Genomic DNA, 24993 nt, shown 5'->3' with positions numbered 1-24993 from the left:
GGGTTTACCGCTCCGCCTGGAGTTGTTCCAGCAGGCTGGCCAGGGCCCGGCCCCGATGGCTGATCTTGCCTTTCTGTGCCCGGGTCAGTTCTGCGGCGCTGCAGTTGAACTCCGGCGCCAGGAATACAGGGTCATAACCGAAGCCGCCGTCACCCCGGGGCTCGGTCAGGATCTGCCCGGGCCAGCGGCCATGGCAAATGATCGGCGTGGGGTCGTCGGCATGTCGAAGATACACCAGAACACAATGGAACTGGGCACTGCGTTGTGCGGCGGGAACGTCCTTCAAGGCATCCAGAAGTGCCGCCACGTTGTCAGCGTCGGAAGCGGCGTCGCCGGCGTACCGCGCCGAGCGCACGCCGGGCTCGCCATTGAGGGCATCCACAGCCAGGCCGCTGTCGTCTGCCAGGGCCGGCAGCCCGGTTTCCCGGGCGGCATGGCGGGCTTTGAGGATGGCGTTTTCAACGAAGGTGACCGCCGGTTCTTCGGCCTCGCTCACGCCCAGTTCGCCCTGGGCAACCGGCCGCAACCCCAGGGGGCTGAGCAGTTCTGTCAGTTCGGCAATCTTGCCCTTGTTATTGCTGGCGATGACAAATTTCTGGCTCATTGTGTCAGTCATTGAACAGGGTATGGGAGAAACGAACTGGCAGATCCCGGTTGTGGCCAGTGGGCCGGGCCGTGATGTTGAACGTCATCAGGTCGCCGGGGCGGTGCTGGTACTGGGTAATGAAGTAGACCGCGTCACCCTCCTGAATACGACGGAAGGCCAGGAAATTCACCTGCTGGATGTCATTGGTAACCTGGCCCTGTACCTGCCCGCCAACCGGCCGGATCTGGCCATGTTCACCTTCGGTCATAATGGAAATGTTGATGATGCCAATGCCCCGGCTGCGTTGCAGGTTGTTGGCCCTGGCTACTTCCGGGTCAAGGAAGGTGCTTGGGAAAACGCTCCAGCGCACCTGGTAGTCACCGAAGTCTTCCTGGCCGGCCTGCGCCTGAGCGAATAACAGCAGTCCCAGGGTCAGGGTCATTAGGCGAGTTATTGAACGAGTCATCATCATGGGTTCTCCCGCGTGATTCGATAGATGGCAATTTCCCCCAACAGGTTCGGCCAGAGCCTGGCCAGCCAGCTGTTCTGGTGCTGACCGTCTACCACCCGGCGGCTCTTGATGCGGATGCCTTTCTGACGGCACAAGGCTTCAAAATCCTTGAAGGTGCATAGCCGTATGTTGGGGGTGTTATACCATTTATACGGTAGTGCGTCGGATTCGGGCATACGGCCACTCAGAGCCAGTCCCCAGCGCAGGCGCCAATGGGCAAAGTTGGGAAAGGTGACGATGCCCTCTCGGCCAACCCGGAGCATCTCTTCGATCACTTTGTCCGGTCGCCTCACCGCTTGCAGGGCCTGGGTCATCAGAACCACGTCGAACATGCCGTCGTCAAAGTTGTCCAGCCCCTGGGTGTCCAGGTTCTGTTCAATCACGCTCACCCCTTTCGCCATACAGGTGGTGATGTGGTCCGGATTGATCTCCAGGCCGAAACCCGTTGCGCCCCGTTCCCGCTGAAGAAAGTCCAGAAGGGTACCGTTGCCGCAACCGAGGTCCAGTACGTGATGCCCCGGCTGGACCCACTGCTGGATGATTTCCAGGTCTGGTCTCATGCGCCCACCTCCCGTGCCACACGGTCCATATAGGCGGTGAAAATGTCGGTGTACCTGGGGGTTGGAATCAGGAACGCGTCATGACCCCAGGGGGCGTCAATTTCGGCGTAGCTGACCTTCTTTCGGGCAGAGATCATGGCGTTCACCATCTCTTCAGAACGTTCCGGCGAGAAGCGCCAGTCGGTGCTGAACGACAGCACCAGGTATTCGCAGCTTGCCGGTGCCAGAGCCTTGGCCAGATCCCCGCCGGCGGTGTAGGCCGGGTCGAAGTAGTCCAGGGCCCGGGTCATCAACAGGTAGGTGTTGGCATCAAAGCTTTCGGAGAAACGTTCGCCCTGATAGCGCAGGTAGCTTTCCACCTGGAACTCGGCGTCGAACCCGAACTTGTAGGCCTCTTCCCGCAGCTCCCGGCCGAATTTCTCACCCATGGAGGCGTCGGACAGGTAGGTGATGTGGCCGACCATACGGGCCAGCATCAGGCCCCGACGGGGTACCGCGCCAAAATCGTAGTATCGGCCGTCATGGAACTCCCGGTCGGAGGTAATGGCCTGGCGAGCCACTTCATTGAAAGCGATATTCTGGGCGCTGAGCCGGGGCGTGGAGGCAATCACCACCGAGTGACGTAACCGTTCCGGGTAGTCCAGGCTCCACTGCAACGCCTGCATACCACCCAGCGAGCCGCCGACCACTGCGGCCCATTGTTCAATACCCAGGTGGTCAGCCAGGCAGGCCTGGCTTTTTACCCAGTCGGCAACGGTAATCACCGGGAAATCCGGGCCAAAGGGTTTGCCGGTTGCCGGGTTGGTGGAATTGGGGCCGGTACTGCCGTGGCAGCCTCCCAGGTTGTTCAGGCTGACCACAAAAAAACGATTGGTATCGATGGGCTTGCCCGGGCCGATGCAACTGTCCCACCAACCGGGCTTTTTGTCTTCCATGCTGTGATAGCCCGCGGCATGGTGATGGCCGCTGAGGGCATGGCAAATCAGCACCGCGTTGCTGGCGTCGGGATTCAGGGTGCCGTAAGTCTCCACCACCAGGTCGTAGCTGTCCAGAATCTGGCCGCACGCCAGTTCGATCGGTGTGTCAAAGTGAATGGTTTGGGGGCTTACAAGGCCCACGGAGTCCGAGGGCAGGGAATCAGGCATGGCGGTGATGAGTTCCTGGTCCGGTCCACAAGTGTCTGGCCATTGGCCTTGGAGTGTTCAGAAATGCGCGACAGCAGTGCAGTTTAAAGGCGGGTGGGGGTTGCTGCAACCGGCGCGTGACTGCGGTGTCGTTATCGGGGCCCGCGCGATGTTCGAGCGGGCCCCGGCCATTCAGATCGCGCCTGAAATATTGACCACTTTCTGCTGAATCATGGTGGGGGCCGGTTTGCGGATTTGCCGCATCATGGCATCGGCCAGTTCCAGCTGCTTACGGAGGTCGGTAATGGCATTATCCAGGCGCTGGCGCTCGGCACGGCTGTCCCGGTCGCTGCGGACCATGTCGCGCAGGCGACGGATCTGGTGCTCCAGCAACTGCTTTTGCTCCATGGAATACTGCATGATTGGCAGCAGGGCTTCCTGGGGCCAGCGTTCGACATCCTTGCGCACCCTTCCGTGCAGGGTGCGGGCTTCGCCCACCATAACATTGAAGAAGCGGCGCACCAGCAGGGACTGTTCGGTCAGCAGGTTTTTCGGGCTGATGCGGAAACGCTTGGCTTTCTTGCGCAGTTCCCGAATGGCGATCACGTGGCGGCCCGCCCGCAGCGGGATGGGCTCCAGGTGCCTGGCCCGGGTGTCTTCGTTGTAGCGGCGGTAGATAGCGCCGACCATCTTTTCTGCCAGCCGGCCTTCGGCCAGCAGGTTGGTCAGGTCGCTTTCCAGCAGCTCAAAGAAATGGTCCATGGCCCGGTTCATGCCGGCCGTCGTCCAGCTCTTGGACATTGTGTTGCGAACCTTGGCGGCGTGATTTTCAAAACGATCCTCGGCCACCAGGTTCTTTAGCATCTCTCCCTGGGAATCCATGAGCCGGCGGGAGGAGCGCAGGGTGATCAACTTTTTGTAGTAGAAGTCATAGTCTTTCTGGGCGCGTTCTGCCAGCCGGCTGAGGGCGGCCTTGTCCATGGTGGCGCCGGCACAGGCCTGGCGTTCTTCTTCCAGTGATTCAAGCCGGTATTGCATGGCCGCCTGACTGTTTTGAAGCATGCCCAGAAGATCGTTGATCAGGTTCTGGGTAATCAACTGCTCCTTCTGCATCAGGATGCGCTGGATGATCAGTTGCTCGAGTTGGCCGATATTGGAACGCCTGAACAGCTCATTGTCTTTGCGTACCCGGGCCAGCAGCCCCTGTTTTGCCGACAGCGGGATAACGTCTTGCTGGCGGATGCTCAGATGTTCCGCCGTATAGGTGCGCACCCGCTCAATGGCATCGGCGGTGTGTTGCTCACCCTGAAGGTCGTCCCACAGCACATCAATCTTGTTCAGCACGGCAAACCGGCCGGCCCTGTGGTCGGCGTGTTCGGTATCGATATGGTCTTTCCAGATGGCCATATCGCTAGCGGTTACGCCGGTGTCTGCACTCAATACAAAAATGACCGCATGGGCCCTTGGCAGCATGCTGATGGTCAGCTCCGGCTCGGACCCCAGAGCGTTCAGCCCCGGCGTGTCGAGGATGCGCAGGCCGCGTTCGAACAGCGGATGGCGAATGCTGATCTGTGCGTTGCGCCAGGCTGGCACCAGTACATTGCCGGGATTGTTGCGATCATGCTCCAGCATGGCTTCGTCAAAGCCTAACTGGCGTGCTTCATCAGGGGTCACGCTTTTGATGCGGGCAACCTCGGCCAGCACTTCGCGCATGACTTCCGGGTTGCGCTCGTCCAGCTCGTGCTTTACCCAGCGCTCTGGCTGCTTGCGCAGTTGCTGCAGAGAAAGTTCGCCGGTACGGGTCTCGATGGGAAGAAGCAGCAGGTAGTTCTGGTTGGCGCTGCGATCAAAGAACAGCTCCGTGGGGCACATGGTGGTGCGGCCTGCCTGGGACGGCAGCATGCGCTGACCGTACTCCGAGAAAAACAGGGCATTGATCAGCTCGGTCTTGCCGCGGGAGTACTCACCTACAAAGGCAATGGTCAGCTCATCTTCAATGAGCAGTTCCAGGCCATGGCGAATTCGGATGCTGACGTCTTCTGAGAATAGATTGTTATCTTGCAGCCAGAGCCGGTACCGGCCAATCTGCCGTATCAGCTCTTTCTTCCAGTTGTGGTACGCCTCAACCTGCTGCGACAGAGTTCCCTGCTGATTCATTGGATAATCCTTCTGCGCGACTTCCGAGATTAAATGACGTTAATGGTAGCCTTTTTAGTCAGTTGGGTGGGATGCGCCAGTCGGCATTTTTTGCGGTTTATCGGGATCTGGCAAAAAAAGGCTTCAGAATCATGCTGTTGACGCTGAAGCCCTTGGTGTTTTGAATTAGAGAAAACTGTAACTGAATGTATATCTGTGAGGCAGGTTACATTCCCAGGCCGATGGAGCCGAGGCCCGCAGCGATCTTCATATGGTCAATCACCACGGAAATGACGTTCAGAATCAGGAAAACAATAATAGGTGACAGATCCAACCCGCCCATGGAAGGCATGATGCTACGCACCGGTCGCATGACCGGTTCGGTAATCTGCGCTACCAGCTGGATAGCTGGGTGGCTGCTTTGCGGGGCAATCCAGCTGACGACCACCACGGCAATCACCGACCAGAAGTAGATTTTGACAATCAGGCTGAGCACATTCAAAACGGCCCAGACGAGCAGGGTAATAGGATTGATGCCGGGAATCCCGCCGTTCAGGGCCACCAGGATCAGGAAGAAGGTAATGGCCTGGATAATGACAGCAAGTACCAGCGCTGCCCCATCAATGCCGCCCCAGCCGGGAATGAAGCGGCGTAGCGGGCGTAGCGGCGGATTGGTGGCCTTCACCACAAACTGGGAAATCGGGTTATAAAAGTCGGCCCGGGCCAGCTGTAGCAGGAAGCGCAGCAGTACGATGGTCATGTAGAAGGTAGACGCGATCAGCAGGATCGTAATCACAATATCTGCCAGCATGTAGCTGTGTCTCCGTTAACGGTTACTATTTATTTGCCAGTTCTTTGGACATTTCCCGGGAGCGATCAAACGCCGCGCCATAGGCCTTTTTCACAAGTTGCCGCAGGCCGCCGTCCTCAAAGGTATTCACTGCACGCTCGGTGGTGCCGCCGGGGGACATGACGTTGCGTTTGAGCTGCGCCGGGTCATCGTCGCTTCGGGCCGCCATTTCGGCCGCGCCAGCCATGGTCTGAATAGCGAGTGCCCGGGCGGTTTCAGGTGCAATGCCGGCTTCGGTGGCGGCGCCTTCCAGAGCTTCAAGCATCAAGAAGAAATACGCCGGGCCGCTTCCGGAAAGCGCGGTAACGCCGTGCAGCTGGTCTTCGTCGTCCACCCACAGCGCTGAGCCGATGCTTTCGAACATCGACTGTACCGATGTCTTCTGTGCGTCTTTGGCCTGTGCGTTGGCAAACAGCCCGGCGGCACCCTTGCCAACCAGCGATGGTGTGTTGGGCATCACGCGAACCAGCGGCATGCCGCCGCCAAGCCAGGTGTCCAGAGTTTCAGCGGTCAGGCCTGCGGCGATGGAAACCATCAGCGGGCGGGTGTTCTGCACCACCGGGGCGATGTCGTGGCAGACATCCGCCATCACCTGGGGCTTAACAGCCAGTACCACAATATCCGCCTGTTGGGCGCAGTACCGGTTGTCTGTGGTAACGCTGACACCAAAGCGCTTCCGGACGGATTGCAGGTGGCCATCGTCAGGGGCGCTTACCCAGATATTACCGGCCTGGTAGCCGTTCTCCAGCATGCCGCCGATGATGGCGCTGGCCATGTTGCCGGCACCTATAAAAGAAATCGTGGGTGATGTGCTCAAGGGTCACTCCAGGGCTTTGGTCAGTGAATTCGTTGAATGCGATGATAGCAGGAACCAGCGGTTTCAGCTCTGGCTGTGTTTGGGTGGTCGTGCCCCAAAAAGAGCCGTACCGACACGAACCCAAGTGGCGCCCTCTGCGATGGCGATCTCGAGATCATCCGACATGCCCATGGACAAGGTGTCCATTGGGCCGGCCTCAGGAAACGCCTGTTTAAGTTCCCGCAGGGTATTGGCTAGCTTGCGGAAACTCATTCGTAGCCCTGCCTCGGACTGGTCTGGATCGGGAATCGCCATTAACCCGCGCAATTTCACGTTAGGCAAATCGCCGATCTCATCCACCAGTTCGGGCAGTTCGGACAGCGTGCAGCCGGATTTGCTGTCCTCGTCATTGATGTTGACCTGCAGGCACAGATTCAATGGCGGTAAACCGGGAGGCCTCTGCTCGCTCAGGCGGCGGGCAATCTTCAGCCGGTCAACGCTGTGCACCCAGGCGAACATTTCCGCAATTTGCCGGGTTTTGTTGGACTGGATGGGGCCAATAAAGTGCCACTCAATCTGATTGAGATCCTTCAGGGCTTCAATCTTGTCCATCGCCTCCTGAAGGTAGTTTTCACCAAAGGCAACCTGGCCGGCACTGGCAGCGACCCTGAGTTCGTCTGGCTGGCGTGTCTTGCTGACTGCCAACAGGCGCACACTGCCGGGGTCCCGGCCTGCCTTCAATGTTGCTTTTTGTATGCGTCGGGTTACGCTCCCGATGTTGTCTGCTATGCTGCTCATAGTGTGAGTTTGCCGCTTCTGGACTAAAAGAAAAAGCCCTCCGAGGAATCCTATGGATATTACTGAACTGCTTGCCTTTTCGGCGAAACAGGGCGCATCGGATTTGCACCTGTCTGCCGGTCTGCCCCCCATGATCCGTGTCGACGGCGACGTGCGCCGCATCAACCTGCCCCCGATGGAGCACAAAGAAGTGCACGGGTTGATCTACGACATCATGAACGACAAGCAGCGTAAGGATTACGAAGAGTTCCTGGAAACCGACTTCTCGTTCGAGGTGCCGGGTGTGGCCCGTTTCCGGGTAAACGCCTTCAACCAGAACCGTGGCGCCGGCGCTGTATTCCGGACCATCCCCTCGAAGGTTCTGACCATGGAAGATCTGGGCATGGGGCAGGTGTTCAAGGATATTTCGTCCGTGCCCCGTGGCCTGGTGCTGGTCACCGGGCCCACCGGCTCCGGTAAGTCCACCACCCTGGCGGCGATGATGGACTACATCAACGACACCCGCTATGAGCATATCCTGACCATCGAAGACCCGATCGAATTCGTTCACGACTCGAAAAAGTGCCTGGTCAACCAGCGGGAAGTGCACCGGGATACCCTGGGCTTTAACGAAGCCCTGCGTTCTGCCCTGCGTGAAGACCCGGACATCATCCTGGTAGGTGAGCTCCGGGACCTGGAAACCATCCGTTTGGCCCTGACCGCCGCCGAAACCGGCCACCTGGTGTTCGGCACCCTGCACACCACCTCCGCTGCGAAGACCATCGACCGGGTGGTGGACGTGTTCCCGGCTGAGGAAAAGTCCATGGTGCGGTCCATGTTGTCGGAATCCCTGCAGGCGGTTATCTCCCAGACCCTGATGAAGAAAATGGGTGGCGGCCGTATTGCCGCCCACGAGATCATGATCGGTACGTCTGCAATCCGTAACCTGATTCGTGAAGACAAGATTGCCCAGATGTACTCGTCTATCCAGACCGGCGGTTCCCTGGGCATGCAGACCCTGGATCAGTGCCTGGAGCGTCTGCTGCAGAAGGGTCTTATTTCCCGTGAAGCAGCGCGGGCCAAGGCCAAGATGCCTGATAACTTTTAACTGGATTGCTCCGGGCCATGTTGTTGGTGCCAGGAGCGGAAGGGGAGTTCATCAGACTCCCCGAATACAGTTTGACGGGTGGGGCGGGTGCAGCTTCCCGGGACTGTCTGCAGCATGGATGCTGCAGTCAAGCTTACATGGACGTATTTACAGCGTGTCCCGGGAAGCTGCACCCGCTCCACCCAGGCACCAAACAATGAAGACTGGGTAAAAAAATGGAATTCGAAAAACTGTTACGGCTGATGGTGGAAAAAGGCGGTTCGGACCTGTTTATTACAGCGGGTGTGCCGCCGAGCATGAAGGTAAACGGGAAAGTGCTCCCGGTCACCAAGAACGCGCTGACGCCGGAGCAGACGAGGGAGTTTGTCTACGGCGCCATGAACGACAAACAGCGCGCCGAATTCGAAGAAACCCACGAATGTAACTTCGCCATCAGTGCCCGGGGCATTGGCCGCTTCCGGGTGTCAGCGTTCTTCCAGCGCAACCTGTGCGGCATGGTATTGCGACGGATTGAAGTGAAAATCCCCCAGATTGACGACCTGGCGCTGCCCGAGATTGTCAAAGACCTGGCAATGACCAAGCGTGGCCTGATCATGTTCGTGGGCGCCACCGGTACCGGTAAGTCCACCTCCCTGGCCGCCATGCTTGGGCACAGGAATCGCAACAGCCGTGGCCATATTATTTCCATCGAAGACCCGATCGAATTCGTACACCAGCACCAGGGCTGCATCGTCACCCAGCGGGAAGTGGGCATCGATACCGAAAGCTTTGAAGTTGCCCTGAAGAACACCCTGCGTCAGGCGCCGGACGTTATCCTGATTGGTGAGGTGCGTACCCGCCAGACCATGGAGTATTCGGTACAGTTCGCAGAAACCGGCCACCTGTGTCTGGCCACCCTGCACGCCAACAACGCCAACCAGGCCCTGGACCGGATTATCCAGTTCTTCCCGCCGGAACAGCACAACCAGATCTGGATGGACCTTTCCCTGAACCTCCGGGCCATCGTGGCGCAGCAGCTTGTACCCACGCCGGATGGCAAAGGCCGTAAGGCGGTTATCGAAGTATTGATCAACACGCCGCTGGTGGCGGACCTGATTCGGAAAGCCGAAGTGCACAAGCTCAAGGAGTTGATGGCCAAGTCCAACGAATCCGGCATGCAGACGTTTGACCAGGCGTTGTACCGGCTGTACGCCGAAGGCTCCATCACCTATGAAGACGCTTTGGCCCACGCGGATTCCGCGAACGATCTGCGCCTGATGATCAAGCTCGGTGCCGATGCCCAGGGTGCCGACAAGCTGTCATCGTCGGTTGACAAGCTGACCATCCAGGACGATTGATCAGAACCCGCGTTTTACCCTCTTTCCAGGCGGCCCTTCCAGGGCCGCCTTTATACCAAAGTCGTAATTTGTTAGCGCCTGCAACCAGTAGTTTTGGCATTTGAGGCCATTGTGGTGCCCTGCGTATACTCCGCGCGAGACAAACAAAGGAGACACCATGCACAAGAATACCAATGCACTCGTAAAGGCCATCCGCTTTGCCACCCTGACAGCTTTTGCCGCCCCGTCCACTGTTCTGGCTGGCGGTTTCGCCTTGAACGAGCAGAGCGCCAGTGCCATGGGTACTGCTAATGCCGGTGCGGCGGCTAATCCTGAGAATGCCAGCATTGTAATTTTTAACCCAGCGGGTATGAGTCAGCTGTCTGGAACGAATATTTCATTCGGTGCAGCTGTCTTGGATATAGATGCAGAAGCAAAGCCTGAAACTATTCAGGTGACCCGGCAAGTTCCTGGTGTTCCGGTAGATCCATCCGGTAATGGTGGAGATATTGCCGATGCTGCGATTCTGCCAAGTTTTTATCTTACTCACGAAGTAAATGATCGAATTGATGTCGGGTTTGGTCTCCACGCCCCCTACGGGCTGGCCGGAGATTATGAGCGTAACTTTTCGGGGCGTTACTTTGCCGATAAAACAGAGTTGACGGCAATAGCGTTCACTCCTTCCATAGCATTGAATAACGGCAAAGGGTTGTCCATGGGTGTGGGCCTGAACATCATGTACATCGATGGTAGGGTGACCCGTTTTATGGATAATTCTGGCACCAATCAGACATCGCCTAACGGTGCAGCGCCTAACGTCACAGATGAAGGCTATGCTGACATTGAGGGTGATGACATAGCGGTTACTTTCCGGGTAGGTTTTCTCTACGAACTGAACGAGAGCACTCAGCTTGGTTTGACTGCGCAGACAGGCACGACAGTTGAGCTCAAAGGTGACGCTACTTTCACAGATGTTTCGGTCCAAGGGCCTACAGGTACACCCTTTGAAGGTGTTGCAGTTCCTTTGGATTCGACTGAGCCAGCACTTGTGCCCTTGGCGATCCCGGAAAGCATTGCGGTGGGCATTCGTCATAAGCTAAATGACGAAATCACCCTGCTGGCAGGTGCAACCTATTCGAAGTGGAGTCGCTTTTCTGCTCTGGATATATACGGCCGTGACGCCAGCCAGCCCCTGACCTCTCAGAGTCCCGGAGGTATGCCTAATCAACTGACGCATATTCCGGAAGAGTGGAAGAACACTTGGCAACTAAATGTCGGCGGTATTTGGCAAGCAACTCCGGAATGGGCCTTCAAAGCGGGCTATGCGTTTGATCAGTCACCGGTCGATGAATTTGTAACTGCGCGTATTCCATCTACAGACCGTCACTGGCTGACTCTCGGTACCCAATGGAAGCACGCTCAGTCTGGTTGGACAGTTGATGCGGCTGTTGGAACGCTCTTGTTCAAAGATGATCCGAAAGTCAGTGATCGTTCCTATGTCCTAACACCGAATGGAACAATCGATAACCCGACAGACCCTTTTTCAAGCTATGAGGCAGAGTACGATGTGAGCGCCTGGGGCGCCGCCATCGAGTTCAGCAAGGCCTTCTAAGCGGCTGTCCTTCTCGATAGCTGATCCGGCCTGTCCGGGTCAGCCAACTACCTGACCACGATAGATAACCTGTTTCTTCCGTGGTCGGGCTTCTTCCCCGCCGGTCTCCTCCTCTGAACCGGCAATCTCCTGCCCGCGATAGGTTTTGGCCGCTGCTGGCTGCGCATCTAACTTTCCCAGCTCCGGCACCCGCTGTTTGAGTGCCTCCCAGGTATGCACCAAATGTTTCGATCGGGTTTTACCTGCGTATTCAGCCAGGTGCTCCGCCAGGTGGTCTTCGTTCAGGTGGAGCTTTACCCCGAATTCAGACTGAATAAGCCGGCGGCACTGTTGCACCAGTTTCAGGTGGGATGGGTCGAATAACCAGTTGCGTTCATTCGCTACGGAATTCATGGAAAGGCCTCGCATCGCTGTCACGGCATAGGGCATCAAAGAGCCCAGACCCTCAGATCTGTGCAGTTTTCGTGCCGTGATCGGGAGGCGCTTAAACGTAGCGGGAAGGCGGAGTGAAGGGGGAAGGGCGCCCTGTTATTGTGCTTTTCCAGTGAAAATGAACAAAAACAGGGCGTTATCGGGTTAGGTTTCAGGCCTAGTGAGCTTGGTCCCAGTTGTCTCCGGTGCCGGCTTCTACCAGTAACGGTACGTCCAGTTTGGCGGCAGCCTGCATTCGCTGCACCAGGCCCTTGCGCACGGTCTCCAGAGCCTCTTCCCGCACTTCGATGATCAGTTCGTCGTGCACCTGCATGGTCATCCAGGCATCGTCGGCATGCTCTGTGTGCAGCCACTGGTCCACATCGATCATCGCCCGCTTGATGATGTCGGCAGCGGTCCCCTGCATGGGCGCGTTGATGGCGGTGCGCTCGGCAGCCTGTTGCAGCTGTTTGTTCCGGGCGTTGATCTCCGGCAGGTACAGGCGCCGGCCATACAGGGTTTCCACGTAGCCATCGTCGTGGGCCTGCTTGCGGATGTTATCCATGTATTTGAGTACGCCCGGGTAACGTTCGAAATAGCGGTCGATGTATTCCTGGGCGGTCTTGCGGTCGACCTCCAGCTGGCGGGCCAGGCCGAAGGCGGACATGCCGTAGATCAGGCCAAAGTTGATGGCTTTGGCGCTGCGGCGTTGGTCGGAGCTGACTTCAATCAGGCTGACGCCGAATACTTCGGCGGCCGTGGCCTTGTGGATGTCTTCGCCATGCTCGAAGGCCCTCAGCAGGCCCTTGTCGCCGGACAGGTGCGCCATGATCCGCAGCTCAATCTGGGAATAGTCCGCCGCCAGCAGTTTGTAGCCTTCCGGCGCGATGAAGGCCTGGCGAATGCGACGGCCTTCCGGAGTGCGGATAGGAATGTTCTGCAGGTTCGGCTCGGAGGACGACAGGCGCCCCGTGGCAGTCACCGCCTGATGGTAGGAGGTGTGTACACGGCCTGTACGGTGATGGATCAGCTCTGGCAGGGTGTCCGTGTAGGTGGACTTTAGCTTACTCAGGCTACGGTGTTCCACGATCAGTCTCGGCAGTTCGTGCTCGTGGGCCAGTTCCTGCAATACTGGCTCGGCGGTGGAGGGTGCACCCTTCGGAGTTTTCTTGATCACGCGCAGGCCGAACTTGTCGTACAGAATGGCCTGCAGCTGTTTGGTGGACCCCAGATTGAAGCTTTCGCCGGCCACCTCGTGGGCCTCTTTCTCCAGTTCCGCCATGCGCTCGGCCAGTTCCTGGCTGTGCTGGCGCAGGGTGCTGGCGCTGATCAGGGTGCCCCGCTGTTCCATGCGCGACAGCACCGGTACCAGCGGCAGGTCGATATCCCGGTAAACCGATTCCAGCTTACCGGTTTCTTTCAGTTTCGGGCTCAAAGCCTGGTGCAGGCGCAGGGTAATGTCGGCGTCTTCGGCGGCGTAGGGCCCGGCCTTTTCAAGGTCAATCTGGTTGAAGGTGAGCTGCTTGGCGCCCTTGCCGGCGATGGATTCGTAGGTGATGGTCTGCTCACCGAGGTATTCCCGGGCCAGGCTATCCATGTCGTGGCGGGTTGCCACTGAGTTGAGTACATAGGACTCCACCATGGTGTCGTCGCCGATGCCTTCCAGATGGATGCCGTGATTGGCCAGCACGTTTTTGTCGTACTTCAGGTTCTGGCCGATCTTTTTCACATCCGGGCTTTCCAGCAGGGGTTTGAGCTGGTTAAGCACATGGTCGCGGTCCAGTTGATCCGGTGCCCCCATGTAATCGTGGCCCAGAGGTACATAGGCCGCTTCCCCCGGCTCGATAGCAAAAGACACACCCACGATTTCGGCGTCCATATAGCGCAGGCTGGTGGTTTCGGTGTCGAAAGCGAATTGGTCGGCGGCTTTCAGTCGTTGCAGCCAGGTATCCAGCTCTTCCTGCTCGGTAACCACGGAATACTGTTTCTCTACCGGTTTTGCGGATTCCTGCTCGGTGGAGCGCTCACGTTGGTCGCTGGCGGAACCTTCGGTGTTCTCCAACTCAGCAATCCAGCTTCGGAATTCGTATTCCTTGAACAGTTCCAGCAGGGAATTGTCGTCCTGTTCCCGCTCCTGCAGATCTTCCAGGCCGAAGTCCAGGTCGACATCCAGGCGGATGGTGGCCAGTTCCCGGCTCAGGGGCAGGGTGTCGATGGCTTCGCGCAGGTATTCACCGATCTTGCCTTTGATTTCGCCGGCGTGCTCGATCAGGTTATCCAGGTCGTTATATTCTTGCAGCCACTTTACTGCGGTTTTCGGGCCGCACTTGTTCACGCCGGGGATGTTGTCCACCTTGTCCCCCACCAGGGCCAGGTAGTCGATGATCTGTTCCGGCTTTACGCCGAATTTCTCCACCACACCGTCCCGGTCCATGGCCGTTTCGGTCATGGTGTTGATCAGTGTTACGTGGTCGCTTACCAGTTGCGCCATGTCTTTATCGCCGGTAGACACCACCACATCAATACCTTTGCTGGTGGCTTCGTGGGCCAGGGTGCCGATTACATCGTCGGCTTCCACTCCCGGCACAATCAGCAGCGGCAGGCCCATGGCCCGTACGATGTTGTGAATCGGCTCGATCTGCACGGCCAGGTCTTCCGGCATGGGCGGCCGATTAGCCTTGTACTCTTCGTACATGTCATGACGGAAGGTTTTACCCTTGGCATCGAACACTACCACGACTTTCGATTCCGGAAAGTCCTGCTCCAGCCGCCGCAGCATGCTGATCACACCTTTAATGGCCCCGGTGGGGTGATTCTTGCTGGTGGTCAGCGGAGGGAGGGCATGGTAGGCGCGGAACAGGTAGGAAGATCCGTCTACCAGAACCACAGGTGGGGTCTTTTTTTCAGTCATGTCAAAACAGGTCCGGATTCTGATTGAAGCGTGGATTGGCTTGTGTAACGCTAACGAAAAGGATGAACCAAAGGGTACCACGAAAATGAAACGAATCGCCTGTTCCGCCCTGCTGCTGGGCTGTTTCTCCGTACCGGGCCTGGCCCAGGAAGAGGGGGCTCTGGATGCCACTCCGGTGGTTACTCCGCAGGAGCCCGTGGTGATTTCCGATTACCAGCCGGCGGACGGTGGGCCGGAGATTGTGATTCGTCCGGGGGAGAACGAAGTGTTCTACGAATACCGGGTTAACGGCCAGCTGATGGAGATCAAGGTGGTGCCGGAGGTGGGCCCTGAATACTACCTGGTGCCGGCTGAGGGCGGTGGCTGGATTCAGGACACCGAGTCAGACCTGCTGGTGCCCAGCTGGGTCATCTTCCGCTGGTAACCTGGCACCTTTCCTTTGCGCTCAGATCAGATTGACTTCCACCGGGTCTGAGCGCCGGCTTTCAAGCCCATCCACATCGACCGTCGTAATCGAGAATTCGTAGGCGCCGGGGGGCATGCCCTCGAGGCGGTAACGGGTTGTGCTGGCATCGTTCAGCGGAATGATATTGAAATCATTTTTGTGCTTCATCCGGTAATAGATGCGATATCCAGAGATCTGGCCCGGTGCCAATGACGAACCATCTTCGCGGGTCATGGGTGGATTCCAGGCCAGTGTGCGGGGGGTAACGCTATCGCCGGCTTGGCGACTTTCCTGGGTTGCCGGAGTTTGCCCCAACGTGGCCAGAAGGTTTGATTGCGCCTGTTTCAGCCTTGCATCGGAAACTTCTGAAGCGCGTTGGGAGTCGAGTTTGCTGGCGCGCGTGTCTTCCTGACAGCCAGTGGTCAAAAGGGAAGCGGTAATAATCAGCAAGCAAAGGGCTGACTTTGAAAGCGCGCAGGCTAACCGGCCGGGCACGGGTGGCAATGGATTCTTCATGGTCAACTCGCATACGGAGCCGTGGCTGGCTCTCTGGTTACTGATCGTATGGAGCCTGAATAAAACCGGGAGACGGGCTACCTCAAACAAGGTGCGATTATGCCAGTCGATGCCTTTCGATCAAGTGAACTATCCGTAAAAACCGAAAATGCGGGTTTTAGTATGAACATTCTAATTTTTAGCCGTACCTTGGCAGGTGAAAGTTACCAAAGGCACGCAGAAGCAAGGGCTTGTGGTGCCGAACCGATCCTAATGTCAAGGAGAACTACCATGGGTAAGCTGAAATCCTACCAGGAACAACTGCAGGACATCGTTGAGAAAGGCATCAATGCCGCGGAAGAGCAGCAGAAGAAGCTGGCTTCCAAGCCGTTCGATTATGCAGAGAAGCTGGAAGCGGAAGCCCGCGAATACAGCGTCAAGACCCTGCGCAAGCGTTACACCGGTTACTCCGAGAACCTGTTCGAGCAGCTGCGCAGCCTGAACAGCCGTTTCGGCAACTTTGCCGCCGAACTGGTTGCCAAGCTGGAGAAAGAAGCTGCTGAAGGCGCTGATGCCGTTTCCGGCGCTGCAGAAGACGTAGCCGAAGCCGCTCAGGACGCTAAGAAAGCCGTTACTGCCAAGAAGCCGGCCGCTCGCAAGCCTGCGGCTCGCAAGACGGCAGCCAAGAAGGAAACAGCTTCCGCCTGATCACAACGGCGAGCTGGAACCACAAAGGGCGCTCTTGTGAGCGCCCTTTGTCATTTCCGCTAACACAAAGATTTATTCCGGCTCCAGGGGGAGCGTCCGCTCCTGGCCAGTAACGACTTCCAATCTTTTGATATCCGCCTCAAATTCCTTTTTCATCGCATTGATATCTTGCTGCTGGGCGGCGATTTCCCGTTCCACGTCGCGGATCTGTGACTCCAGCCGACGAATCCTTTCCAGGGTTGCTTCCGGAATATCCCTGCCGGCCCGCTCCATATCGGCCGCCCGGCTTTGCTCGTTGTCAAGCTGGCTGGAAATCACGGAAATATTGCCTCGCTTTAACTGGATAATCCCTTCCAGCTCGCGAATCTTCCGATGCATGGCGCGAACAGCCTGGTCTGGATGGCTGAAACGCTTCAACAGCTGGCGATCCTGTTCCTGTTGAATCTCGGCCTGACGTTGGCGCTCTTTTTCCGCTTCCCGGGCGGCGATTTCCTCGGCTGTGGGGGCGGGAGGAATGGTTTCAATCACCCGGCCATTGGTGCTGAGGATGTCGTAGCCGCGTTTGGTAGCCTCCTGCGGGATGGTGCTGCTGATCACCAGTTGACCGTTGTCATCCGTGTAACGATACATATTGGCCTGCACACTGGCGGACAGCAGCAGTCCTGCTGCGGCCAGGCTGGCAATAACCGTTGATTTGGACACACGGTGGTGCATGGTCAGACTCCGTAACGGTCCCGGTAGCTGGCCACTGTTTCCGCGTGGCCGGCAAACTCCGGATTGGACTTCAGGTAGTCCAGTACCTGCTCAAGACGAATGATGCTGACAACGGGGATGCCGAACTCCTGCTCCACTTCCTGGATGGCGGATAACTCGCCATTGCCTTTCTCCTGCCTGTCCAACGCAATCAGCACGCCGGCGGGCTCCGCGCCAGCGGCACGAATGAGGTCGATGGATTCCCGAATGGCGGTGCCGGCAGTGATTACGTCATCTACAATCAGTACCTTACCTTGTAGTGGGGCGCCGACAATATTGCCACCCTCACCATGATCTTTCTTTTCTTTGCGATTGAAGGCAAACGGTTTGCTGTTACCGTCTGTTGCAAGGGCCATAGCGGTCACTGTGGCCAACGGAATGCCCTTATAGGCGGGGCCGAAAATAATGTCATAATTCAGGCCGCTGCGTTCGATGGCTGCGGCATAGGCTTTGCTTAGCTGTAACAGGTCGTTTCCGGTATTGAATAGCCCGGCATTGAAAAAGTAGGGGCTGGTTCGGCCGGATTTGAGCGTGAACTCTCCAAAGCGCAGAACATTCCGCTCAATGGCAAACTCGATAAAATTTTGCTGATAGTCGTGCATGGCAAGGCTTCTGGCGGGGTTTGATCTTTAATTAAAGCGTAAAACCGGTATCATACACACAAACCGAATCAGGGAACATGTATGCGGGTAGTTACAATCAGCGTCAATGGTCTTGAACAGGCCGTTGAGAAGGGTTTTTTTGACTGGCTTGCAGAGCAGGACGCTGATGTCGTCTGTGTGCAGGACCACCGCATGCGTGCCTATGAAGTAGAAGACAAACACCTGATTCCGGAAGGCTATGAGGCCTACTTTATTGATGGTGAGTTGAATGAACACGGTGGTGTGGGTATCTACACTCGCCATTTTCCGAAGGCCATCATGTACGGGTTTGCTAATGAGCAGGCAGACCGCGAAGGTCGCTTTATCCAGGCGGATTTCGACAAGGTCTCGGTGGCTTGCGTGCTGGCGCCCTGCGCCCTTGGCCGGGAAGACGAGCTGATTGGCGAAGATGACCTGACCGTGCTCGACCACAAAGACGAGTTTATGGAAGCGTTCGGCCTGCATATGCAGAAGACCCTGCGCAAGCGCCGGCAGTTTATTTTCTGCGCCAATCTGCAGACCGCCCACCACGTGACGGACGCCAGCCCGCTGTACCACAAGACGGATTTCTCCGGTTTCCTGCCCCATGAGCGTGCATGGCTTGATCGCCTGTTTGATGAGATGGGCTGTATTGATGGTTTCCGGGAAATCAACAAACAGAGCAATCAGTTTACCTGGTGGCCGGAGCAAACCGAGGGCTCCCGTAAGAAGGCGGGTATTCGGGTGGACTACCAGCTGCTGACGCCGGGTATTCGTAAGACCATCCGTGATGGCTGGATTGATGAAGACACCCGTTTCTCTGATCACGCGCCGGTGATCATGGATTACGATATCGAGATTGGATTTTAAGCGTTGAGATAGTCGACCGCGTGTCCGGAGGGGGAAGCCTTTCCGGGACACGCTACGAGCCCCCGCAAGCGGGTCCGGCCAGCAATCATAGATTGCTGTCGTTCGTCTGCGCATGAAGCTGCGCTTCATAAACGCTTGCCTCACCCATGTGCGCTCCGCTCCGGCCATCCATGGCCGGAGAGGGTCCCGGAAAGGCTTCCCCCTCCGAACCCGCTAGTTCTCAATAGGCTGTCAGGCTTTAGCGCCCAGAGCCTCTTTCTGGATTTCAAATAGCTCGTTAATCGCCTTACGCGCAAGAACCAGCATGGAATCCAGTTCGGTTTGCTCGAACGGCGCACCTTCCGCAGTTCCCTGAATTTCGATGAAGCCACCCTTATCCGTCATGATGACGTTCATATCGGTTTCCGCTTCGGAATCCTCCGGATAGTCCAGGTCCGCTACCGGCGTGCCTTTGTAAACGCCAACGGAGACCGCTGCCACCATTTGAACAAGGGGAGATTTCTTCAGGCGTTTGGTGGCTACCAGGTGGTTCAAAGCGTCAACCAATGCCACGCAGCCACCGGTGATGGCCGCTGTGCGGGTGCCGCCGTCGGCCTGGATAACGTCGCAGTCGATGGTGATGGTGTGCTCGCCCAGGGCTTCCAGGTCAACCGCGGCGCGGAGGCTGCGGCCGATCAGGCGCTGGATTTCCACGGTGCGGCCACCCTGTTTGCCGCGGGCGGCTTCGCGGCCCATGCGGCTGCCGGTAGAACGGGGCAGCATGCCGTACTCGGCGGTGATCCAGCCTTTGCCTTCGCCGCGCAGGAACGGCGGTACCTTGTTCTCAACAGAGGCGGTACAGATGACTTTTGTATCACCAAACTCTACCAGAACCGAGCCTTCGGCATGGCGGGTGTAGTTGCGAGTGATGCGGACGTCTCTGGGTTGCTCGGGCGTTCTGCCACTTGGTCGCATAGTGTGTCCTGTTTATGAAAATACATCTCCGGGCGGTGCCGGTCGAAATCGCTGAAAGGTCCGCGAGTATAACACGTAGCAAGCACGGGGCGGTGGCCTGCAGGGTGATCTTTGGTCGGGTTCGCCGCCTGGGCAAATACCCTGTTAAACTCAATGCTTCTGTTTATCGGTTATGGAGCCAATATGATCCGCAGCATGACTGCTTTTGCCCGCAAGGATACCCAGGGCGAATGGGGTACGCTCACCTGTGAGATCCGTACCGTAAATCACCGCTACCTGGAGCCGTCTTTCCGTTTGCCGGAGGCGTTCAGGGAACTGGAGAACCGGTTTCGAGAAGAGCTGCGCAGTCAGGGGTTAAAGCGGGGCAAGGTGGATGTCTCCATGCGCCTGCAGTCTGCCGAGAACGAGGTGCAGAGCTTCGAAATCAGCGATGAAATGGCCAAGGCGGTGAACGAGGCGGCCAACCACATCAACCGCATCCTCGATAACCCGGCCCATATTAATGCACTGGATATTCTGCGTTGGCCAGGCGTGATGTCGTTGCCGGAGAAAGACTACAGCGCGGCGAAAGAGGCGGCTGCCGGTCTTTTCAAAGACACGGTCCAAGAGCTGATGTCCGTTCGCGAACGGGAGGGCGAGCGCTTGAGGCCGTTATTTGAGGATCGTCTGGCCACCATGGGCAAGCTGGTGGCAGAAGTGCGGGAGAAAATGCCGCAGCTGCTGGCCGCCCAGGAGCAGAATCTGCGGGATCGCTTCGATAAAGCAAAAGTGGAGCTGGAGCCGGAGCGTGTGGCCCAGGAAATGGTGATGCTGGCGCAGAAGAGTGATGTGGCTGAGGAACTGGACCGGCTGGAGGCTCATATCAGTGAAGTGACCGATACCCTGAAAAACGATGATGCCATCGGCCGGCGGCTGGATTTCCTGATGCAGGAGCTGAACCGGGAAGCCAATACCCTCAGCAGTAAAAGTATTGACGCGGCGGTTACCCGCGCGGCGGTGGACCTCAAGGTTTTGATCGAGCAAATTCGGGAGCAGGTGCAAAACCTTGAATGATTGTCGCGGGCCGGAGTAGACCGGCCCGTTTCTGCCTTATACCTTCTCGGCCGGTTTAATGGCCACGAGATCGGTCCTCAGGTGAGTCAGCACTTTCTCAGCCGTATTGCCGATAACTTTGGCCGCCAGACCGGTTTTGCCGGTGGTGCCCATGACCACCATATCAGCCTTGATTTTGTTGGCGACACTCGGGATCACTTTTTGTGCCGGGCCAGCGACAATGTGAACCTGCTCCGGGTTCAGGTGCCAGGTGTTGCGCAGGTGTTCGATTCTGGGCTTCAGTTCTTCCTCGCGCTTGCGTGTATGGGCGGCGGTATCAATGATGTCCAGATCAGCCAGCACCACCGACGTGTGTAGCGCATGCACCAGGTGCAGTTCGGTATCCATGGCCTTGGCCAGCTGCCAGGCATGATCAATAATCCGGTTGTTCAGGGCCCGTTTGACCGGCTTCTCCGAGCTCAGGTCAATGGCGGCCAGAATCGGGTGTGCTTTCTTCCATTTGTTGTCTGCCACCAGCATCACCGGCGCCGGGCATTCCCGAATCAGGTGCCAGTCGGTGGGTGTGTACAGGAACGTCTCGGATCGGTGCCCGGTTTTCACCACGGTGCTGATATTCTCGCGTTCGCAATGCTCGTTAATCCATTGGTGAATCTGCTTAGCCCAGACAGTGTGGGCGACCACGTTCAGGTCGTCGCAGCCTGCCAGTGCCAGCATTTTCTCCAGCCATTCCTGGCGTAACTCGATCAGCGCCGTCCGAGCATTGTTCTGAATCACCGGGTCGGAGGGGAGGGCGTCGAGATATTCATGCACGAAGGCCACAATCTCGAGGCTGGCACCGGTTGCCCGGGCCAGTTCAATACCCCGGCTCAGTGCGGTCTGGTGCTTGTGTTTCGGGTCCATGATGATCAGGAGTTTGTCCATTCCGGGCTTCCACTAATCGGCAGATTCAGGGTGAGGGGCTGATGGCCCCGGTGTACGGGTTTAACACGCTATATTATCAGTAGAACACGGCTCGGGATGCGCATATAAGTCAAACCCCGTATAATTCACCGCTTTCTCGCAGGCCCCCGGGGCTGCGCAAACTGTATTTGGAGTCAGTAAGCCATGAGCCAGGCCGGTGAGCAGGGTACCCTGTTTGTAATTTCCGCTCCCTCGGGCGCGGGCAAAACCAGCCTTGTCGCGGAAATGCTCCGTCAGGATTCGCAGCTGGGTGTGTCGGTGTCTCACACCACCCGGCCCATGCGCACCGGCGAGCAAGACGGCGTGAATTACCACTTCGTCAGCCGTGATGAGTTCGAGGCGATGATTGCCGAGGGCGATTTCCTGGAGCATGCCGATGTTTTCGGCAATTACTACGGCACCTCACATGCGTGGGTCCGCGAGACCCTGGCGACAGGTCGGGATGTCATCCTGGAAATTGACTGGCAGGGCGCCGAGCAAGTTCGCCGCCTGGTTCCCGAGTGCGTCGGTATCTTTATTGTGCCGCCCTCCGCGGAGGTGCTGCGTGAGCGCCTGATTGGCCGCGGCACCGATGCGCCGGAGGTGATCGAGCGCCGGTTGGCAGAGGCGGAAGAAGAGTGTCGGCACGCTGCCGAGTTTGACTACCTGGTGGTGAACGACGATTTCGGCGTGGCATTGGCTGACCTGCTGGCCATCACCCGCGCCCAGCGACTGAAAATGTCGGTGCAACAGTTGCGCCACGGCAAACTGCTGGCGGGTCTGGTCAGTCGGGATTGAATCTGGTTTTCCCTGTATACAAATTGAACCGGGGGCAGTAAACTACGCGGTCTGCTAAATCAGTGATTCTTTTTTGTCGGGGAAGATAATGGCACGAGTTACCGTTGAAGATTGTCTGGAAAACGTTGATAACCGCTTCCAGTTGGTCATGCTGGCCACCAAGCGCGCCCGCCAGATTGCCACCAAAGGTTCAGAGCCTATGGTAGCTGAAGAGAATGACAAGCCGACGGTTATCGCCCTGCGTGAAATCGCCGAAGGTAAGGTTACTCGCGATCTGCTGACCGAAGACGACGACGAGTAAAATCGACGGCAGGAGTGCGTACATTTACCTGCCAGCGATTGAGACCCATTGAAATCTGTCACCGCAGTTTTATAGTGTAGCTATAGAAACCTGCTGGAAGGACAAGGAAAGGCCCGGATGCATGCATTCGGGCTTTTTTGTCCCTGGCGAACAGAGAACACTGGAGGCGCGGTGTCGGAAGAGGCAACGGTTGAAGAACTGGCCAAAGAGCTCAGTTCGTATCTGGATACCAGTCGCATCAATCAGGTGCGAAGGGCTTACTATTACGCGGAGCAGGCCCATGAAGGGCAGATGCGTAAAAGTGGCGACCGTTACATCACCCACCCTCTGGCCGTAGCCCATATCCTTGCCGAGCTGAGACTGGACCATCAAAGCCTGATGGCCGCCATGCTCCACGATGTTATTGAAGACACCGGAATTCCCAAAGACGCGCTGACAGAACAGTTCGGTGAAGACGTCGCTGAGCTGGTGGACGGTGTCTCAAAACTGACCCAGATTGAATTCCGCTCCCGAGCCGAAGCCCAGGCCGAGAATTTCCAGAAAATGACCCTGGCCATGGCCAAGGATATCCGGGTAATCCTGGTCAAACTGGCAGACCGCCTGCACAACATGCGCACGTTGGGGCCGATGCCCTATGAAAAGCGCCAGCGCATTGCCACCGAAACCCTGGATATCTATGCCCCGATTGCGAACCGGCTCGGGATGCATGCCATCTCCACAGAGCTGGAAGATCTTGGTTTCTCCTCGCTGTACCCAATGCGGTCCAAGTACATTTCCAAGGCGGTCGACAAGCTGCGGGGCAGCCACCGGGAGATCATTGATGAGATTCGGGGCAAGCTGCAGGAGAAACTGGAAGAACGTGGTTTGCCCGGGCGCATTCAGGGCCGGGAGAAACACCTGAACTCCATCTACAACAAGATGAAGTTCAAACAGAAATCCTTTCATGAAATCATGGATGTCTATGCGTTTCGGATCATCACAGACACGGAAGACGATTGTTACCGTATTCTGGGTGCCGTGCACAGCCTCTACAAACCGCTGCCGGGCCGCTTCAAAGACTATATTGCCATGCCCAAGGCCAACGGCTACCAGTCGTTGCATACAACCCTTTTCGGGATGCACGTCAACATCGAGATCCAGATCCGCACCGAGGAAATGGAGCATATCGCCAATAACGGGATTGCCGCGCACTGGATGTACAAAACCGACGATTCCGGAGTCACCAACATCAATCAGTCCAGGGTTGATCGATGGGTGAAAGGGTTGATGGAAATGCGGGAGCGGGCGGATGACTCGATGGAGTTCATCGAGCACGTAAAGGTTGACCTGTTCCCTGACGAAATCTACGTGTTCACGCCTAAAGGGCGCATCATGGAATTGCCCAGCGGCGCCACATCGGTTGATTTCGCCTACGCCATTCACACCGATATCGGCAACGCTGCGGTTGCCTGCCGGATCAACCGCAACCTCGCCTCCCTGAGCCAGCCGCTGCAAAGTGGTCAGACCGTCGAGATCATCACCGCGCCCGGCGCCAAGCCGAACCCCGCCTGGTTGAGCTTTGTGGTCACCGGTAAGGCCCGCAGCAGCATTCGACATGTGTTGAAAACCCGCAAGCGGGCAGAGTCCATCGAGCTGGGCAGAACCCTGCTGAAAAAGTCCCTGAAAGGATTCGGTGCCAAGCTGGCGGACATTAGCGATGCCCAGAAACAGGCCGTGGTGAACCACAATCAGGTCAACAGTTTTGATGACCTGATCGGCGATATCGGGCTGGGCAATCGCATGGCTTACCTGGTGGCGCGGCAGCTGGTATCTGGCAATGAAGCGCTGGATGGTCCGGCCAGTCTGGAGAATGTGGAGGTCGACAAACAGGGTGCGGTGACCATTCGCGGTACCGAAGGCATGCTGGTGCGCTTTGCCAACTGCTGCAAACCGATTCCGGGCGACCCGGTGGTCGGCATGATGGATTCCGGCAACGGCATGGTCATTCATTCCGACACATGCTCCCGTCTGCCGGAAGACGACGAAGGCCGTGCCCGCCTGACCCACCTGAAATGGGCGAAAGACATCACCGATGAGTTCTCAGTGGAGTTGCGGGTAGAGCTGGAGCGTCAGCGCGGTGTGATTGCAGAAATGGCCAACGCTGTTGCCATGGCCGATGGCAACATCGAGCGGATTAACGTGGAAGAGCAGAATGCCAAGTTCGGTATTGTCAGCCTGGTGGTTCACGTGAATGGCCGTAAACACCTGGCGCGGGTGATGCGCCGGGTGCGCAACATTCGGGCGGTGACCCATATCAGCCGGGTTCGCCACTGACCAGACCGAGGTATGGTTGACAGTGGCCACGGCGAAGGGTGACGAT

The 24993-nt window shown here is 57.4% G+C and carries 25 protein-coding genes; 10 read left to right on the top strand and 15 right to left on the bottom strand.

What is annotated here, in order from left to right; genetic code table 11:
* Positions 1-4: 4 nt before the first annotated feature.
* The 8 genes from rdgB to ACZ5Q2_RS01840 form a co-directional block, all read right to left on the bottom strand.
* Positions 5-604 (bottom strand): RdgB/HAM1 family non-canonical purine NTP pyrophosphatase, encoded by a 600-nt coding sequence (gene rdgB, locus ACZ5Q2_RS01875; RefSeq protein ID WP_432210506.1) that lies wholly within the window; start codon positions 602-604, stop codon positions 5-7.
* A 4-nt stretch (positions 605-608) separates the two neighbouring features.
* A complete protein-coding gene (locus ACZ5Q2_RS01870; RefSeq protein WP_432210694.1) occupies positions 609-1052 on the bottom strand; it encodes a DUF4426 domain-containing protein in 444 nt (147 codons plus the stop codon).
* A gap of 2 nt (positions 1053-1054) precedes the next feature.
* Complete coding sequence (metW, locus tag ACZ5Q2_RS01865; protein WP_061332555.1) at positions 1055-1657, bottom strand: methionine biosynthesis protein MetW; 603 nt, start codon at positions 1655-1657, stop codon at positions 1055-1057.
* The gene (gene metX, locus ACZ5Q2_RS01860; RefSeq protein ID WP_432210507.1) at positions 1654-2802 is read right to left on the bottom strand and encodes a homoserine O-succinyltransferase MetX; all 1149 of its coding nucleotides are present in this window, start codon (positions 2800-2802) and stop codon (positions 1654-1656) included. The genes metW and metX overlap by 4 nt, the downstream gene beginning before the upstream one ends.
* A 171-nt stretch (positions 2803-2973) precedes the next feature.
* Complete coding sequence (locus tag ACZ5Q2_RS01855; protein ID WP_432210508.1) at positions 2974-4938, bottom strand: dynamin family protein; 1965 nt, start codon at positions 4936-4938, stop codon at positions 2974-2976.
* Positions 4939-5143: 205 nt separating this feature from the next.
* Entirely contained in the window at positions 5144-5728 is a 585-nt protein-coding gene (locus ACZ5Q2_RS01850; protein ID WP_420195056.1) for a YggT family protein, read from the bottom strand.
* Positions 5729-5753: 25 nt separating this feature from the next.
* Complete coding sequence (gene proC, locus ACZ5Q2_RS01845; protein WP_432210509.1) at positions 5754-6584, bottom strand: pyrroline-5-carboxylate reductase; 831 nt, start codon at positions 6582-6584, stop codon at positions 5754-5756.
* A 63-nt stretch (positions 6585-6647) separates the two neighbouring features.
* Positions 6648-7361: a YggS family pyridoxal phosphate-dependent enzyme gene (locus ACZ5Q2_RS01840; protein WP_432210510.1), complete on the bottom strand. Its 714-nt coding sequence runs from the start codon at positions 7359-7361 to the stop codon at positions 6648-6650.
* A gap of 52 nt (positions 7362-7413) precedes the next feature.
* Between ACZ5Q2_RS01840 and ACZ5Q2_RS01835 the strand changes: the two genes are divergently transcribed.
* The 3 genes from ACZ5Q2_RS01835 (at position 7414) to ACZ5Q2_RS01825 (ending at position 11376) form a co-directional block, all read left to right on the top strand.
* The gene (locus tag ACZ5Q2_RS01835) at positions 7414-8448 is read left to right on the top strand and encodes a type IV pilus twitching motility protein PilT (RefSeq protein WP_058091364.1); all 1035 of its coding nucleotides are present in this window, start codon (positions 7414-7416) and stop codon (positions 8446-8448) included.
* A gap of 215 nt (positions 8449-8663) precedes the next feature.
* Complete coding sequence (locus tag ACZ5Q2_RS01830; protein ID WP_061332594.1) at positions 8664-9785, top strand: PilT/PilU family type 4a pilus ATPase; 1122 nt, start codon at positions 8664-8666, stop codon at positions 9783-9785.
* A 157-nt stretch (positions 9786-9942) separates the two neighbouring features.
* Positions 9943-11376, top strand: coding sequence for an OmpP1/FadL family transporter (locus ACZ5Q2_RS01825; protein WP_432210511.1), 1434 nt, complete (start codon positions 9943-9945; stop codon positions 11374-11376).
* A 39-nt stretch (positions 11377-11415) separates the two neighbouring features.
* On the opposite strand, the gene ACZ5Q2_RS01820 is transcribed toward ACZ5Q2_RS01825, so the two are convergent.
* Both ACZ5Q2_RS01820 and polA read right to left on the bottom strand, forming a co-directional pair.
* Positions 11416-11769 carry a hypothetical protein gene (locus ACZ5Q2_RS01820; protein WP_432210512.1) on the bottom strand — a complete coding sequence of 118 codons (354 nt, stop codon included), beginning with the start codon at positions 11767-11769 and terminating at the stop codon, positions 11416-11418.
* 196 nt (positions 11770-11965) lie between these two features.
* Positions 11966-14698, bottom strand: coding sequence for a DNA polymerase I (polA, locus tag ACZ5Q2_RS01815; protein ID WP_432210513.1), 2733 nt, complete (start codon positions 14696-14698; stop codon positions 11966-11968).
* A gap of 85 nt (positions 14699-14783) precedes the next feature.
* On the opposite strand from polA, the gene ACZ5Q2_RS01810 reads away from it, so the two are divergent.
* Positions 14784-15122 (top strand): DUF2782 domain-containing protein, encoded by a 339-nt coding sequence (locus tag ACZ5Q2_RS01810; protein WP_319635305.1) that lies wholly within the window; start codon positions 14784-14786, stop codon positions 15120-15122.
* A 21-nt stretch (positions 15123-15143) separates the two neighbouring features.
* On the opposite strand, the gene ACZ5Q2_RS01805 is transcribed toward ACZ5Q2_RS01810, so the two are convergent.
* Complete coding sequence (locus tag ACZ5Q2_RS01805) at positions 15144-15659, bottom strand: fibronectin type III domain-containing protein (RefSeq protein WP_413774333.1); 516 nt, start codon at positions 15657-15659, stop codon at positions 15144-15146.
* A 270-nt stretch (positions 15660-15929) separates the two neighbouring features.
* On the opposite strand from ACZ5Q2_RS01805, the gene ACZ5Q2_RS01800 reads away from it, so the two are divergent.
* A complete protein-coding gene (locus ACZ5Q2_RS01800; protein WP_230713433.1) occupies positions 15930-16346 on the top strand; it encodes a hypothetical protein in 417 nt (138 codons plus the stop codon).
* Positions 16347-16418: 72 nt separating this feature from the next.
* Here ACZ5Q2_RS01800 and ACZ5Q2_RS01795 read toward each other — a convergent pair whose 3' ends face one another.
* Together ACZ5Q2_RS01795 and pyrE are read right to left on the bottom strand one after the other, a co-directional pair.
* Positions 16419-17060 (bottom strand): DUF4124 domain-containing protein, encoded by a 642-nt coding sequence (locus ACZ5Q2_RS01795; protein ID WP_432210514.1) that lies wholly within the window; start codon positions 17058-17060, stop codon positions 16419-16421.
* Between the two features lie 2 nt (positions 17061-17062).
* A complete protein-coding gene (pyrE, locus tag ACZ5Q2_RS01790; protein ID WP_061332566.1) occupies positions 17063-17701 on the bottom strand; it encodes an orotate phosphoribosyltransferase in 639 nt (212 codons plus the stop codon).
* An 81-nt stretch (positions 17702-17782) separates the two neighbouring features.
* On the opposite strand from pyrE, the gene ACZ5Q2_RS01785 reads away from it, so the two are divergent.
* Positions 17783-18589, top strand: a complete 807-nt coding sequence (locus ACZ5Q2_RS01785) for an exodeoxyribonuclease III (protein ID WP_374786349.1) — start codon at positions 17783-17785, stop codon at positions 18587-18589.
* A 231-nt stretch (positions 18590-18820) separates the two neighbouring features.
* Here the strand turns inward: ACZ5Q2_RS01785 and rph are convergent, their stop codons facing one another.
* Positions 18821-19543, bottom strand: a complete 723-nt coding sequence (gene rph / locus ACZ5Q2_RS01780; RefSeq protein ID WP_319636553.1) for a ribonuclease PH — start codon at positions 19541-19543, stop codon at positions 18821-18823.
* A gap of 183 nt (positions 19544-19726) precedes the next feature.
* Here rph and ACZ5Q2_RS01775 point away from each other — a divergent pair, with 183 nt between their 5' ends.
* A complete protein-coding gene (locus ACZ5Q2_RS01775; protein ID WP_432210515.1) occupies positions 19727-20596 on the top strand; it encodes a YicC/YloC family endoribonuclease in 870 nt (289 codons plus the stop codon).
* A 36-nt stretch (positions 20597-20632) separates the two neighbouring features.
* On the opposite strand, the gene ACZ5Q2_RS01770 is transcribed toward ACZ5Q2_RS01775, so the two are convergent.
* Positions 20633-21517, bottom strand: a complete 885-nt coding sequence (locus ACZ5Q2_RS01770) for a universal stress protein (RefSeq protein ID WP_432210516.1) — start codon at positions 21515-21517, stop codon at positions 20633-20635.
* Between the two features lie 183 nt (positions 21518-21700).
* Between ACZ5Q2_RS01770 and gmk the strand changes: the two genes are divergently transcribed.
* From gmk to ACZ5Q2_RS01755, 3 genes are all read left to right on the top strand, one after another.
* Complete coding sequence (gmk, locus tag ACZ5Q2_RS01765) at positions 21701-22333, top strand: guanylate kinase (protein ID WP_106694459.1); 633 nt, start codon at positions 21701-21703, stop codon at positions 22331-22333.
* A gap of 88 nt (positions 22334-22421) precedes the next feature.
* Complete coding sequence (rpoZ, locus tag ACZ5Q2_RS01760; RefSeq protein WP_058091993.1) at positions 22422-22634, top strand: DNA-directed RNA polymerase subunit omega; 213 nt, start codon at positions 22422-22424, stop codon at positions 22632-22634.
* A gap of 171 nt (positions 22635-22805) precedes the next feature.
* The gene (locus ACZ5Q2_RS01755; RefSeq protein WP_106694460.1) at positions 22806-24947 is read left to right on the top strand and encodes a RelA/SpoT family protein; all 2142 of its coding nucleotides are present in this window, start codon (positions 22806-22808) and stop codon (positions 24945-24947) included.
* The last annotated feature ends 46 nt before the right edge of the window (positions 24948-24993 follow it).

It is taken from the genome of Marinobacter alkaliphilus (genome assembly GCF_055394375.1).
The sequence above is the reverse complement of the archived record's forward strand: the minus strand, read 5'-3'. Positions and strand labels throughout refer to the sequence as shown.

Coding starts and splice junctions, on each gene's coding strand:
- rph (WP_319636553.1), bottom strand. CDS start 19,543: ATGCGACCAAGTGGCAGAACGCCCGAGCAACCCAGAGACGTCCGCATC.
- ACZ5Q2_RS01785 (WP_374786349.1), top strand. CDS start 17,783: ATGCGGGTAGTTACAATCAGCGTCAATGGTCTTGAACAGGCCGTTGAG.
- ACZ5Q2_RS01820 (WP_432210512.1), bottom strand. CDS start 11,769: ATGAATTCCGTAGCGAATGAACGCAACTGGTTATTCGACCCATCCCAC.
- gmk (WP_106694459.1), top strand. CDS start 21,701: ATGAGCCAGGCCGGTGAGCAGGGTACCCTGTTTGTAATTTCCGCTCCC.
- ACZ5Q2_RS01850 (WP_420195056.1), bottom strand. CDS start 5,728: ATGCTGGCAGATATTGTGATTACGATCCTGCTGATCGCGTCTACCTTC.
- ACZ5Q2_RS01795 (WP_432210514.1), bottom strand. CDS start 17,060: ATGCACCACCGTGTGTCCAAATCAACGGTTATTGCCAGCCTGGCCGCA.
- ACZ5Q2_RS01825 (WP_432210511.1), top strand. CDS start 9,943: ATGCACAAGAATACCAATGCACTCGTAAAGGCCATCCGCTTTGCCACC.
- metW (WP_061332555.1), bottom strand. CDS start 1,657: ATGAGACCAGACCTGGAAATCATCCAGCAGTGGGTCCAGCCGGGGCAT.
- pyrE (WP_061332566.1), bottom strand. CDS start 17,701: ATGCACGACTATCAGCAAAATTTTATCGAGTTTGCCATTGAGCGGAAT.
- ACZ5Q2_RS01775 (WP_432210515.1), top strand. CDS start 19,727: ATGATCCGCAGCATGACTGCTTTTGCCCGCAAGGATACCCAGGGCGAA.
- polA (WP_432210513.1), bottom strand. CDS start 14,698: ATGACTGAAAAAAAGACCCCACCTGTGGTTCTGGTAGACGGATCTTCC.
- ACZ5Q2_RS01770 (WP_432210516.1), bottom strand. CDS start 21,517: ATGGACAAACTCCTGATCATCATGGACCCGAAACACAAGCACCAGACC.
- ACZ5Q2_RS01805 (WP_413774333.1), bottom strand. CDS start 15,659: ATGAAGAATCCATTGCCACCCGTGCCCGGCCGGTTAGCCTGCGCGCTT.
- ACZ5Q2_RS01840 (WP_432210510.1), bottom strand. CDS start 7,361: ATGAGCAGCATAGCAGACAACATCGGGAGCGTAACCCGACGCATACAA.
- rpoZ (WP_058091993.1), top strand. CDS start 22,422: ATGGCACGAGTTACCGTTGAAGATTGTCTGGAAAACGTTGATAACCGC.
- ACZ5Q2_RS01830 (WP_061332594.1), top strand. CDS start 8,664: ATGGAATTCGAAAAACTGTTACGGCTGATGGTGGAAAAAGGCGGTTCG.
- ACZ5Q2_RS01870 (WP_432210694.1), bottom strand. CDS start 1,052: ATGACTCGTTCAATAACTCGCCTAATGACCCTGACCCTGGGACTGCTG.
- ACZ5Q2_RS01855 (WP_432210508.1), bottom strand. CDS start 4,938: ATGAATCAGCAGGGAACTCTGTCGCAGCAGGTTGAGGCGTACCACAAC.
- ACZ5Q2_RS01810 (WP_319635305.1), top strand. CDS start 14,784: ATGAAACGAATCGCCTGTTCCGCCCTGCTGCTGGGCTGTTTCTCCGTA.
- ACZ5Q2_RS01800 (WP_230713433.1), top strand. CDS start 15,930: ATGGGTAAGCTGAAATCCTACCAGGAACAACTGCAGGACATCGTTGAG.
- ACZ5Q2_RS01835 (WP_058091364.1), top strand. CDS start 7,414: ATGGATATTACTGAACTGCTTGCCTTTTCGGCGAAACAGGGCGCATCG.
- rdgB (WP_432210506.1), bottom strand. CDS start 604: ATGAGCCAGAAATTTGTCATCGCCAGCAATAACAAGGGCAAGATTGCC.
- metX (WP_432210507.1), bottom strand. CDS start 2,802: ATGCCTGATTCCCTGCCCTCGGACTCCGTGGGCCTTGTAAGCCCCCAA.